9 protein-coding genes and 1 pseudogene are annotated in these 13061 nt (G+C 38.6%); 2 read left to right on the top strand and 8 right to left on the bottom strand.

Features of this window, described 5'->3' with window-relative positions; all coding sequences use genetic code 11:
• Nucleotides 1–514, top strand: a 514-nt coding sequence (locus GGG_RS0110975; protein WP_010114870.1) for a LysE family translocator, incomplete at its 5' end; no start/stop codon positions are given.
• Nucleotides 515–605: 91 nt separating this feature from the next.
• On the opposite strand, the gene GGG_RS0110970 is transcribed toward GGG_RS0110975, so the two are convergent.
• From GGG_RS0110970 to GGG_RS0110935, 8 genes and pseudogenes are all read right to left on the bottom strand, one after another.
• Entirely contained in the window at nucleotides 606–3773 is a 3168-nt protein-coding gene (locus GGG_RS0110970) for an efflux RND transporter permease subunit (RefSeq protein ID WP_010114868.1), read from the bottom strand.
• 1 nt (nucleotide 3774) lies between these two features.
• Nucleotides 3775–5034, bottom strand: coding sequence for an efflux RND transporter periplasmic adaptor subunit (locus tag GGG_RS0110965; RefSeq protein WP_010114866.1), 1260 nt, complete (start codon nucleotides 5032–5034; stop codon nucleotides 3775–3777).
• A gap of 440 nt (nucleotides 5035–5474) precedes the next feature.
• Complete coding sequence (gene dapC, locus GGG_RS0110960) at nucleotides 5475–6644, bottom strand: succinyldiaminopimelate transaminase (protein WP_010114865.1); 1170 nt, start codon at nucleotides 6642–6644, stop codon at nucleotides 5475–5477.
• A 65-nt stretch (nucleotides 6645–6709) separates the two neighbouring features.
• Nucleotides 6710–9376: a [protein-PII] uridylyltransferase gene (gene glnD / locus GGG_RS0110955; RefSeq protein ID WP_010114863.1), complete on the bottom strand. Its 2667-nt coding sequence runs from the start codon at nucleotides 9374–9376 to the stop codon at nucleotides 6710–6712.
• Between the two features lie 83 nt (nucleotides 9377–9459).
• Nucleotides 9460–10680 carry a formate-dependent phosphoribosylglycinamide formyltransferase gene (gene purT / locus GGG_RS0110950; RefSeq protein ID WP_010114862.1) on the bottom strand — a complete coding sequence of 407 codons (1221 nt, stop codon included), beginning with the start codon at nucleotides 10678–10680 and terminating at the stop codon, nucleotides 9460–9462.
• Between the two features lie 140 nt (nucleotides 10681–10820).
• Nucleotides 10821–11210, bottom strand: a pseudogene (locus GGG_RS19705) (tautomerase family protein).
• A gap of 81 nt (nucleotides 11211–11291) precedes the next feature.
• Nucleotides 11292–11633, bottom strand: a complete 342-nt coding sequence (ygaH, locus tag GGG_RS0110940) for an L-valine transporter subunit YgaH (protein ID WP_010114861.1) — start codon at nucleotides 11631–11633, stop codon at nucleotides 11292–11294.
• A 1-nt stretch (nucleotide 11634) separates the two neighbouring features.
• A complete protein-coding gene (locus GGG_RS0110935) occupies nucleotides 11635–12372 on the bottom strand; it encodes an AzlC family ABC transporter permease (protein WP_010114858.1) in 738 nt (245 codons plus the stop codon).
• A 102-nt stretch (nucleotides 12373–12474) separates the two neighbouring features.
• Between GGG_RS0110935 and GGG_RS0110930 the strand changes: the two genes are divergently transcribed.
• The gene (locus GGG_RS0110930) at nucleotides 12475–12957 is read left to right on the top strand and encodes a hypothetical protein (protein ID WP_010114856.1); all 483 of its coding nucleotides are present in this window, start codon (nucleotides 12475–12477) and stop codon (nucleotides 12955–12957) included.
• The last annotated feature ends 104 nt before the right edge of the window (nucleotides 12958–13061 follow it).

Genomic DNA, 13061 nt, shown 5'->3' with positions numbered 1-13061 from the left:
AAGGTTGGTTTGTGTAGGCATAGCATGTGGTAATGCCACAATATTGTTGAGCATTTATATTAGTTTATTTTTGCTAGGTAAAATAGACACTGATATTTTGTACTATATGAAATACGTAGGCGCTATTTATTTAGCCTATTTAGCATTTCAGTGTTTTTATGCCACACGATTAAAAAATATTTCTAAGGATTATTTGGATCAATCTGAAACTTATCCTATTAGGAGTAAATATTGGAAAAATTTATTCATTGGTTTAAGTTCAAGTTTGTTAAATCCTAAAAATATTATGTTTTATAGCACTTTAGTAGTTTTGATTTATCCAAAATATAACTCAATACAAAATTTATTTGTGAGCGTGTGGATGGTCACTGTTGTGTTGTTTTGGAATTTAGGCATCGTGAAGCTATTAAGTTTGAAATCTTATATAATTTGGCTACAGCAATATATTAAGTATTTATACTATCTTTCAGGGTTCTGTTTTTCTGCATTTGCAATAATCTTAATTTTATCGTAACGATTATAAGCATAGCTTAGATCCGTAATAAGAAGACGGTCATGTGACCGTCTTCTTTGTATAAAAATTAAAAAAACTCAGTTATTGATGTTTAATCTACCGAAATATTTAACTCAGATTTTGGCTTTCTAAAACGGTGAATTTTCTGATTAATATCATCAATAAATGTATAAACCACAGGAATAACCAATAACGATAAGAATGTACTGGTAATTAAGCCACCAATCACAGAAATCGCCATAGGTGCTCTAAAACTTGGATCTGTACCAATACCTAACGCAATTGGCAACATACCTGCACCCATTGCCAACGTCGTCATAATAATTGGACGAGCACGTTTATGGCATGCATCAAGAAGGGCATTTTTCCTAGAGTAAGCTTTGTCATTTCTTGCAATAATGGCGTAGTCCACCAGTAGAATAGAGTTCTTACTGGCAATACCCATCAACATAATTAAGCCAATTAGGCTCGGCATAGAAAAACTACTTTTGGCTAAAAGCAAGAGTACAAATGCACCACCTAGAGCTAAGGGGAGTGCGACAAGAATCGTTACTGGTTGTAAGAAATCTTTAAAGAGTAAAACCAATACCACGTAAATACATAACACCCCCGTTAACATTGCCAAGCCAAAACTGGCAAAAAGTTCTTGCATAACTTCAGCATCACCAATATTTGTACGATGAACAGTTGGTGGTAGTTTTTGCATGGTCGGCAATTGATCAACTTTTGCGGCAATGTCCCCTAAAGCTTGATTATTTAATTCAATATTAAAATTAATATTACGCAAGCGGTTGAAACGGTCAATTTGAGAAGGCCCGCTTTCAATATCCACTTGTGCAATTGTTCCGAGCATGACAGGGCCTCGACTACCTTTCACCATCAAACGTTTGATTAGGTCTTGGTCTTGGCGAGCAACAAGAGGCAGTTTAATGACCACAGGAATTTGGCGTTGAGATAAGTTAAGTTTTGCTAGGTTTTGATCGAAATCACCTGCTGTGGCAATACGTAATGTCTCAGCAATATCGTAGGTGGTAACACCTAAATCAGCAGCTTTCGCAAAGTCAGGGCGAATAACCAGTTCAGGACGAATTAACGCTGCGCTTGAAGTAATACTCCCAATATTTGGAATTGTACGAATTTCACGTTCCAATTGTCGTGCCGTAGCAACAAGAGCATCTGGATCATCACCTGAAAGTGCAATTTGATATTGGCTATTATTACCCGCAATACCCACTTGGACTCTAGCCCCCGGAAGTGGTGCTAAGCGTTGGCGTATTTCAGCTTCAATGTCTTGCAAACTGGCAGAGCGGTCAGAACGTTCAGTTGTTTGAATGGTTAAAGTTGCTTTTCTTGGTTCACTTGATGCGCCACCTGCAAATGGGTCTGTACCTGAAGATCCGCCACCAATCGTTGTATAAATACTCTTGATTTCAGGATGGTCTTTAATCAGATTGCGTGCGTATTCTGCTGCTTTTAAAGTATCTTTAAATTGTGAGCCGGGCGTAAGTTCAATTCTGACTTGGGTTTGGCCTGTATCAGGTGGTGGAACAAAACCTGTTGGTAGCAAAGGAATGAGCATGATAGAGCCGATAAAAAAGGCAATCGCACTCGAAAAAGTGATCCAACGATGGTTTAGACACCATGTCACCATTCGCATATAAGTACGCATCACACGACCATCATGCGCTCGATCTTGAGCCAGTGTAGTCGTACCTGCATCTTGAGCTAATTCTACATTGGGTTTTGTTGAAATATTGGATTCATCAGAGGCGTTAATTTTTCCAACCCACGGTTTGAGAATATAAGCAGACATCATTGGTGTGAGTAATCGTGCTACCAATAATGATGCAAAAATCGCAAAAGCCGCTGTCCATCCAAATTGCACAAAGAACTTGCCCGCAATACCATTCATAAATGCCGTTGGTAAAAATACAGCAATTAAGGTAAAGGTCGTTGCGATGACCGCTAAGCCAATTTCATCAGCGGCTTCCATTGCAGCAGCATAGGGTGTTTTGCCCATTCGCAAGTGCCGTATGATATTTTCAATTTCGACAATTGCATCGTCCACCAATATGCCGACAACCAATGATAAGGCGAGTAATGTGACAGTATTGAGGGTAAAACCTAAATAATACATGCCAATCAGTGCAGGCAAGATGGATAAGGGCAGTGCTGTAGCCGCAATCAGTGTTGCTCTCCAGTCACGTAAAAACAGCCAAACGACGAGAACGGCTAATAACGCACCTTCATAGAGTAAAGACATCGAACCTTTATAGTTATCAACTACAGGTTTCACAAAATTAAAGGCTTCACTAATTTTAATGTCTGGATGATCTGTTTTAAGTTTTTCTAAGGCTTCTGTTACGCCTTTTTCAACATCTACTTCGCTGGCACCTTTACTGCGGGTTATTTCAAAACCAATGACAGGCTCACCATTCAATAAAGCCGCAGAGCGACGTTCAGCAATCCCGTCGTGAACCGTTGCAACTTGGTCTAAGCGAATATGTCGTCCGTCACTGAGTGCAATATCCATAGCCGCAATTTCGGCAGCAGTTTTGACTGTGGCAATGGTGCGAATAGATTGCTCACTTCCACCAATCTTGGTTTGACCACCTGAAGCATCTTGTTGAATTAAACGTAGTTGCCTAGAAATATCTGTTGCAGTTGCATTTAGAGCCAATAACTTTTCAGGATCTAATTCCACATCAACTTGACGTGTTACACCACCGACACGGGCTACAGCTCCAACACCTTTGACTTGGAGCATAGCTCGAGCAATATCATAATCCACAAACCAAGAGAGCTGTTCTTCATCCATTCGTGGTGATTGGATGGTATAGGTTAAAATCGGTGATCCAGAAAGGTTAATTTTGCTGACAATAGGATCACGTAAATCCGTAGGAAGATCTGAACGCACTTGTGATACGGCATTTCTAACATCATCAACAGCTTCTTGTAATGGTTTTTCAAGCTGAAACTCAGCAGTAATCGTCACTATACCATCTTGAATATCCGTATATTGGTTTCTTAAGCCTTGTAAGGTTGCAATAGAGTTTTCAATTTTACGTGCAACTTCGGTTTCAAGTTGTGGCGGAGCAGCACCCGGCAAAGCTGCTGTCACCGTGACCATGGGTAATTCAATATCGGGGAATTGCTGTATTTTCATCCAATGAAAACAGAGTAAACCAGCAAGACCGAGCATGATAAACAGTAAAATACTGGGAATCGGATTGCGGATAGACCAAGCAGAGAAATTCATATTATTTCTCCTGATCGTTCACAAGTTGCTTGGTCAAAGGGGTATCTGGAATAGCATGCGCTATTTTGATCAAATCACCATCAGCTAAAAACCCTGCACCAGATGCAACAACTTTGATGTTGTTTGCATGATTTGTACTATTTGCATTGTTTGTACTATTTGCATTGTTTGTACTATTTGTATTGCTACTTGGCAAATCTAAAATCTCAACACGGTCATTCAGTCTACGTCCAAGGGTTACTTTTTGTTGAGTCACGCGGTTGTCTTTATTCACAATAAAAATATAAGAAAAGCCATCTCGTAATAGCAAGGCAGATTGCGGAAGGGTTAGGGCAGGTTTTTCACCCAAATCAAAAGAACCTTTGACGAACATCCCCATACGCACTGCATCAGTTGTTGGAAGATCGACATAAACCAATCCAAAACGTGTTTGTGGGTCTATGACAGGGGCAATCATACGTACAGTCCCTTTGACAGGTGCTTGTGATGGATCTGGTGAGATAATTTGTGCAGTCATGCCTTGCTTCAATTTGTATAAATCTGTTGAAGTGACTTCTGCTCGCCATTCCAAACGATCATCACGGATTAGGCGGAACATTTCTTGACCTGTTTGTGCCAAAGACCCAACTGTTGCATTACGTGCTGAAATTACACCACGATCAGGTGCAATGACTTGGGTTTGAGTTAAACGAAGTTGATCACTGTCGATTCGTGCTTTTGCAGCATCTAAACGGGCATGGGCAGTATTTTGTGAAGTTTGATATTGAGTGACTTCTTGTGCTGAAATCGCACCAGTATTTTTTAACTGCTGAAAACGTTTATTGTTCGCACTGGCATCGGCTAGTACAGCCTGCGCTTCTGCATAATTGGCTTTGGCAGAAGCTAAATCAGCACGGATGCTTTCACTGTTAATTTCTGCCAAAACTTGACCACGTTGCACAGTATCGCCCACATTGACATAAACTTTGGTAATGCGTTGTCCAGAAAGCTCACTTCCAATCACCACTTCTTGCCATGCCGCAATATTGCCATTTGCAGTAAAGTTTTGTCTCCAGTTTTGTTGTTCAGGTTCAACCACAGTCACTGTAAGTGCAGCTTTGGTTTTAGAAGCAACAGCTCCAGTATCTTTTGAAAGAGATTGTTTGTTGTGTGTTGATTTATAAAAAATAAAAGCAACAATTAAAATAATAAGAATGCCAGCGAGAATGATCCATATTTTTAAATTAGGTTGCTTTTTTAATTGAGCATTGTTCAAATTCATTTTTATTTTTGAAATAAATAGAGATGCTCAAGTATAGACTAAGTTATGAACATCTGGTCAAGTGACAAGGTGCTTATTAAGCTAAAAGTCTAAATTTAAAAGAACATTACATTTCAATTATTTATCACAATATTTAAATATTTTTATAACTTGTTCTTGTTTAATTTTATATGTGTCTTATATTTCCTATTTTGAATAATTTAGAATTCCTATGTAAATATTATTGGATTAATTATTTTATTGTGAATGCAAGTGAATAGGTGAATAAGGAAAAATTAATTGCAGTTATTCATTATGTAAGCCATTGTTATTATTGGAAAATAGCTTTATTTGATATTTTTCTTATTGAAAGATACTAAACGATATGTGTCATTAGAATTCTTGAAAGTAGCCAATAAAATGGGCTTTCATAAAGCCCATTTTATTGCAACGAGTTTAGTTTACAGAATTGCTTTTAAACGTTGAATGGCTTCTTCACATTGTGCAATATCTGCAACCAACGCCATACGTACATGACCTTCGCCCGGATTACCCTGTGCAGTTTTACGTGATAAATAGCGACCTGGTAAAACTTTAATATTGGCTTTCTCAAGTAACATTTTGGCAAAGTTTTCATCATTGTCTACTTTGAGCCAATAGTAAAAACCTGCATCTGGTTTTTGTAAAGGAAACAATCCGCCTAATTCATTTTGAAATAAATCAAATTTAGCACGGTATAACTTACGATTTTCTTCTACATGTGCTTCATCATTCCAAGCTGCAATTGAAGCCAACTGATGTTGAACGGGCATGGCTGCGCCGTGATAAGTACGGAATTTTAAATAAGGTTTGAGTAATGCTGCATCACCTGCAACAAAACCAGAACGCATGCCGGGTAAGTTAGAGCGTTTTGATAGAGAATGAAAAACGATACAGTTTTTATAATCATTACGCCCTAATTCAGCGCAGACTTCGAGCAGACCTGTTGGTGCTTGATCAAACCATAATTCTGAATAACATTCGTCAGAAGCAATCACAAAATCATATTGGTCAGACAGTGCAATCAACTTTTTAAATTGTTCTTTTGAAAGTACTGCACCTGTGGGATTTCCTGGTGTGCAAACAAACAATAATGCTGTTTTTTCCCAAACTTCGGCAGGAACTGCGTCAAAATCACCAAGATAGCCATTTTCTTCGGTGCAATTAATAAAATAAGGTTTTGCACCAGCGAGAAGTGTTGCACCTTCATAAATTTGATAAAAAGGATTTGGCATGACCACATAGGGTGCATCATCACGATTTATCAACGCTTGGACAAAAGAAAAAATACCTTCACGAGTACCTGTAACAGGAATGATATGATCTTCAGCACTGATTGAATTGAGCTTAAAACGGCGTGTTAGCCAATCAGCAATACTTTGTCTAAGTTCAGGTAAACCTTTGCTATTTGGATAAGTTGAAAGGTGTTGAAAATTCTCAATAATCGCTTGTTTCACAAACTCAGGCGCAGGGTGCTTTGGTTCACCAATCGATAGGGGAATTAAGGGCAAATCTGCTGGTTGAACATCCTTAAAAAGTTGAGTTAACTTTTCAAAAGGATAAGGATGTAATAAAGACAAACTAGAGTTCATGAAACAACTACCATGATATTTAAGATAACGATATTAAAGATAAAACTAAGCACAAAAGATGAAACTTAATTTTGGCCAGAGACTTGGTTCGATGCTTCATCTAAAGCAGCTTTAAGTTGTGCGACAAAAACCTCAGATTCTGCATCTGTTAATGGCGCACCATCTTTTTTGGTGACAAAGAAAATATCCTCTGCTTTTTCGCCCAATGTGGCAATTCTAGCAGAATGGATGTCTAAACCTTGCATCATAAACAAACCGCCAATACGAGCCAACAAACCGGGTTGATCGAGTGTGGAAATCTCAACCATATTTTGACGTAAGGCTTCATTGAACGTGATATCGACTGTATTTTCGATATCAAAATGTCTGAGCTGACGTGGAATACGGCGTTGCATTAAGCCCGGATATTTATCAGATTCACTCAATGCTTTGACTAAAGCTGTTTTTACAGTTTGTTCACGTTCTGGATCCGTAAGCAATGTACCAAAACGGTCTAAAACAACATAAGTATCTAAACTAAAAGCTTTGGTTGCAGTGATAATACGTGCATCTTGAACATCCAAATTCATACGATCCAAAATCGCAACTGTGGTTGCAAATAAGTTGGGTTGATCTTGAGTATAAATAAAGATTTGTACTGCATCCTGTGCTGCTTTACGGTGCGCACGCATGAGCACTAATGGTGCGGGGTTATCGCCATGCTGTAAAATGGCGCGAGTATGCCATGCAATTTCATCCGCAGATTCTTTAAGAAAATACTCATCGCCCAGTTCTTGCCAAACCTTTTCGACTTGTTCAAGTGGGAATTCATTGACTAGCACTTCACTTGCAGAGAACTTGGTATCTTCAATTAACATTTGATAATCGACAGGGCGTTCCAGACCTGAGCGAATCACATCACGTGCGTGGGTATACAATTGACGCATCAAAGAAGAGCGCCATGTATTCCAAAGTTTTGGATTGGTCGCATTGATATCTGCAACAGTTAAGGTATAGAGATAATCCAAATGCTCCATATCACCAAGCTTTTCAGCAAACGCTTTGACCACATCAGGGTCAGAAATATCTTTTTTCTGCGCTGTCATAGACATTAACAGATGGTTTTGAATTAACCATGCAACAAGATTACATTCACGTTCAGTGAAACCATGTGCTTGACAGAATTCAATCGCATCTTCTGCACCCAATTCACTATGATCACCGCCACGACCTTTGGCAATATCATGGAACAATGCCGCTAAAAATACGATGTCACGGCGTACTAAACGTTGAAAGACTGAACTGACTACAGGATAGTCTTTAGCAAATTCAGGTTCTTTAAAACGATTTAAATTTCGAATCAATAATAAAGTGTGTGCATCAACGGTATAGATATGAAATAAGTCATATTGCATCAAACCCAAAATTTGACCAAAAGCAGGAATGTAATTTCCAAGGACACCATAACGTTTCATTGCCACCATCGTTTCATATAAACGATGCGGTGAACGAATAATGGCCATGAATAAAGCTTGATTGGCTGGATTTGAACGATAAGCCTGATCAATACGTTTTGCGGCTAAAGTCAGCAATCTTAGTGTACGTGCACGAATCCCTTCAATTTCAGGACGATTTGCCAATAAATAGAAAATTTCTAAAATTGCACTTGGATTTTCTGAGAAAATTTTATGGTGTTGCACGGCAAGTTTGCCATCGACCAATTTAAAATGTTCATTAATGCTTTCAATTTTACGCTCATAATTGGGTAAGCGAGGTGTAATGACAGACTCATTGAAATAAGCCAAAAGCATTTCATTCAGTGTACTGACTTGTTGAGCAGTTCGATAATAACGTTTCATGAACTGTTCAATTGGATAGTTCGGATGATGGTCATCCTCACGGTTATAACCAAATTTTGCAGCAATATCACGTTGATAATCAAATAATAAACGATTTTCATCACGTTTGGTCAAACGATGTAAATGGTGACGGATTTCCCAAAGGAAATTTTCAGCATCTTCGAGCACACTCAGCTCAAACTCAGAAATAAAGCCTAAATGGACAAGGTCATAAATACGATTGACACGGAAATGTCGTTTGGCAATCCAGCCGATTTGATTAATATCTCGAATACCGCCCGGTGCATTTTTGATGTCAGGTTCTAAGTTGCTTTCAGTATTATTATGTTGAGCATAACGACGTGCTTGCTCATCCATTTTGGCATCAAAGAAGGTTCGATCTGTCCAAGTTTGCGAAACAATACGTCTTGGCCATTTCATCAGATGCTGATTACCAGTAATCAAACGTGCTTCGATCAAGGTCGTTGCTACAGTTAAATCATTGGTGGCTTGTTCAAAACACGAAGGAATTGAACGCACACTGATTCCCGGTTTGAAATTACCAACATCCCAAAGTGATGAAATGAATGAAGTGACCTTTTTTTCTTGTTCTTCTGTTAGTTCTTCTTTGGAAAGAACCATGATATCGACATCAGAATAAGGCAACATTTCTCGTCGCCCATAACCACCAACGGCAAAAAGACCAAAGTCTTCTTGATCGAGTTCAGCGTGATTCCAAAGAAAAATTAAAGCTTGATCAATTAAATTTGATCGGGTGCGGATAATATCTCGGATCGGAGAGCCATGATCGAATGCCTCATCTAACTGTTGTTCAACAACGCTGCGCCATTGGGTAATGCCTTGAATGTCGTGATTATCGTTTACATATTCCAACAGAGGAGAGGTGTTGATCATGGATATATTGTCCGAAAATGATGAGTCAATTGTTTAAGGAAGTGGCTGAAATGATTTCAATTTCAGCCAAAAACACAAATCATTTATGAAATGTCAGTCGTTCCTAAATTAACAGTAACTTTTGATGCAGTTTCAAATGCAAGTTCACGAGCTTTATCGGTGTTTTCAGCACGTGCAGTCGCTACGCCCATACGACGACGTTTAAAGCCTTCAGGTTTTCCAAAAAGACGTAAATCTGTATTTGGGTTTTCTAAAGCAAAATTTAAGCCAGAATAAGAAAGATTACTTGCATCTACACCTGCATAGATGACTGCACTGGCAGCAATGCTATGACGTTGTGTATTGACAGGTAAGCCTAAAATCGCACGTGCATGTAATTCAAATTCACTTTGGAATTGTGACGCAAGCGTGACTAAACCTGTATCGTGTGGACGAGGAGATACTTCACTAAACCACACTTTATCGCCTTTTACAAATAGTTCTACACCAAAAATACCACACCCGCCAAGGGCTACAGTGACTTTATTGGCAATACGTTTTGCTTCGGTGAGAGCCGCTTCAGTCATCTGTTGTGGTTGCCAGCTTTCTACATAGTCGCCTGCATCTTGGCGGTGTCCAATCGGGTCACAATACGATGTTTCAATTTCACCTGTTTCTGGATTTTTCGAACGAACGGTGAGTAATGTAATTTCAAAATCAAAATCAATTTGTGATTCAACGATTACCGTACCTTGATTGACTCGACCACCTGTTTGGGCATATTCCCAAGCAGCATCTACTTCCGAAAATTCTTTAACGCGAGATTGACCTTTGCCTGATGAAGACATCACAGGTTTAACAAAGTTTGGATAACCAATATCATCACATGCGGCACGGAAACTTTCTAAACTGTTTGCAAAGCGATAAGCAGATGTTGGTAAGCCCAATTCTTCAGCAGCTAAACGACGAATACCTTCACGGTTCATGGTGAGGTTTACCGCTTTTGCAGAAGGAATAACGGTTGCAATATTTTGTTGTTCTATTTCAACCAGTACCTGAGTTGCAATTGCTTCAATTTCTGGAACAATTAAATCTGGTTTTACTTGTTCTATGAGCGCTTTTAATTCCGTAGGATCTGCCATATTTAGGGCATAAGAGAAATGCGCAACTTGCATCGCTGGTGCATTTTCATAACGGTCAGCAGCGTGTACTTCTACACCGAGACGCTGTAGGGAAATGACCACTTCTTTACCTAGTTCACCTGATCCCAAAAGTAGGACTTTAAAAGCTGAAGGCTGAAGTGGAGTACCAATTGTGACGCTCATGCGATTCTTCCATGCTTAGAATTTATGATGTTTAAGCATAGCAGAACTAGAACCAGTGTTAAGGGGGAATTGAGATAAAATCTTGATATTGTCTAACAGCAGAGTATATATAGCAATTTCCTTTAAAAATGGTGTTCTGTTTAGACATTCACTTTGTAATTCAATACCAGTTCATCCGCATTTTGACCCCGTATTCCCCAATTTTCTTTGGGTGTTTCAAAAATAGTAATTTCGATATCATTGATACCAATACCACATTGTAAATGTATATTTTGAATCAATTTTAAAATGAATGCTTTCTTTGCTTCTTTAGAACGACCCTCGAACATTGATATCTCAATGATGGTGTATAAATCACTTCGATCAGCAGGATAAATGAAGTGCTCTTATTCTAAAGGAATGAAACGTTGAAATATTTTCTCTTTTGGATATGCCAAAGATTCGACAAGTGCTTCATGAATGGCATTTGAAAGTTTGATTCTAAGTTGTGCAATTGTTTCATTTAATGCGTAAATTTTGATTTGTGACATGATATTTTTCTTTATTTATAATCAATACCTATTATCCCTTATCTTTTTAAATTGAAAATAGCAACGAAAGACTTTATTTGATTACAGAGGCATATAAGTATAAACCAAACCATAGGCCAAAGCCGCCGTTAAAGTCGCTAAAACGATACGTTTAAACTTAAAATACAGTCCAGTGAGAACAATAAACCCAACCAACATCGCAACGCTTTTATTCGGTGTTTCAATCAATGGTGGAAGGGTCGCAACGATGAGCATCGAACTAATCGCTGCAATGCCAATACTGCCTAAAGCGATTCTTAACCAAGTCGCACCACGGTTCTGCGTGTTTTTATGCGTTTTTTGAATCACGTAGAATGGCCCAAAACGTGATGCAAAGTTTGCAATTCCCACCAATATGCCGACCAAGATAATCTGCAAATCCATCTTAAATACTCACTTCATCATGTTGTTTGAGCATATAATGCTTAAATAATCCTGCCAAAATACCCGATGCAATACCGATAAAAATTGCAGCAGACATATTGATAAAATAACAAGCCAAAGCAGAAACGATTAAAGAGACAGCGACTACAAAGGTGTATTTCTTCTCAAATGCAGCAAGTAAGAAGCTGAGAAATAAAGCAGGCAGTAAGAAATCTAAAGCGGCTTGTAAAAATTGAGGTAGATGACTGACTTGATCTGCAAATAAGCCTCCTAAGAATGAACCCAATGCCCATGATAGCCAGCTAAATAGACTCAACCCAAGCATCCATGATTCAGACCATTCTTGACGTCGTTGTGAAAGTTTGATCATGCCTGCTGCAAAAACTTCGTCTGTAAGTCCCCATGCCCAAATCGCCGTTTTCTTCATATTTAAACGGTCTTGAATTAAATTTTGCAATGCAGGGCCATAAAGTACATGGCGAATGTCTAAGGCAATCACAGTGAGTGCCGTCATCCAAATCGAAGTGCCACTACCTAATAACGCAACGACAAGAAACTGACTGGCGCCTGCATACATAGAACACGATAAGAATAAGGCTTCCCATGCACTAAAACCGAATTGTGTTGCAGAAACGCCAAAAGCAAAAGACACAGGTAAATATGTAAAGATAATCGCTTGACTATCTTTAGCGCCTTGCCAAAAACCAGCAGGAATGACTGGAGAATTGTGTTCAGACACGGTACACCTAAGCGGGGGAGTAAAACAAAAACGAAATCAAGATTGTGTATTTTACCTGAATTTAATAGCATAGTGCCGAAATGTTTAATTAGGCCTTACTTTATGTTCGCAAATCAGTCGAAAGTTTTATTGACGATGAGCTTGGTTATCATTGCGATCACATTATCGGCGTGTGGCAATTCATCCACTGAACCTAAAGAAAAAGTTGAGATTAAAGCTGCGCCTAAATTGACCAATGATGCAACGACCTATGCCAAAGAAGCTTGGAAGCTGATGAACCAAGTTGAACCATTTGTATATCGTAAGCAATTAAATTTGATTCAGGAAAATGTACGTAAACCAGTACGTAAGCTCAGTACAGATTGGCGTATAAATGTCAAAATGACTGATTCTGTAACTGAAGGAAAATATGCTTTGTGTCGTAAAGCTTTGACCAGTTTAGATTCGTGGGCGAGAGCGACATTGGAAAAAGATGGGCAACTTGTCAAAACTCAACAAGAATATGAACGTGACAAAGCACAGTGTAAAGATGCGATTGATCATCCGAGTTTAGGCAATACTAAAGCCAATAATAATATTTTCTAGTTCAGGTATTTTTTTCTAGTTAGATATTTTCAAAATTAGATTTTGATTTAAAAATGGCGAAATTTTAATTTCGCCATTTTTATTTGTATTGAAACAGAATAGTT

Source organism: Acinetobacter sp. P8-3-8, assembly GCF_000214135.1.
Lineage (GTDB): Bacteria > Pseudomonadota > Gammaproteobacteria > Pseudomonadales > Moraxellaceae > Acinetobacter.
This window is presented reverse-complemented; position numbering and strand designations above follow the sequence as displayed.

Coding starts and splice junctions, on each gene's coding strand:
- GGG_RS0110970 (WP_010114868.1), bottom strand. CDS start 3,773: ATGAATTTCTCTGCTTGGTCTATCCGCAATCCGATTCCCAGTATTTTA.
- GGG_RS0110965 (WP_010114866.1), bottom strand. CDS start 5,034: ATGAATTTGAACAATGCTCAATTAAAAAAGCAACCTAATTTAAAAATA.
- dapC (WP_010114865.1), bottom strand. CDS start 6,644: ATGAACTCTAGTTTGTCTTTATTACATCCTTATCCTTTTGAAAAGTTA.
- glnD (WP_010114863.1), bottom strand. CDS start 9,376: ATGATCAACACCTCTCCTCTGTTGGAATATGTAAACGATAATCACGAC.
- purT (WP_010114862.1), bottom strand. CDS start 10,680: ATGAGCGTCACAATTGGTACTCCACTTCAGCCTTCAGCTTTTAAAGTC.
- ygaH (WP_010114861.1), bottom strand. CDS start 11,633: ATGGATTTGCAGATTATCTTGGTCGGCATATTGGTGGGAATTGCAAAC.
- GGG_RS0110930 (WP_010114856.1), top strand. CDS start 12,475: ATGTTCGCAAATCAGTCGAAAGTTTTATTGACGATGAGCTTGGTTATC.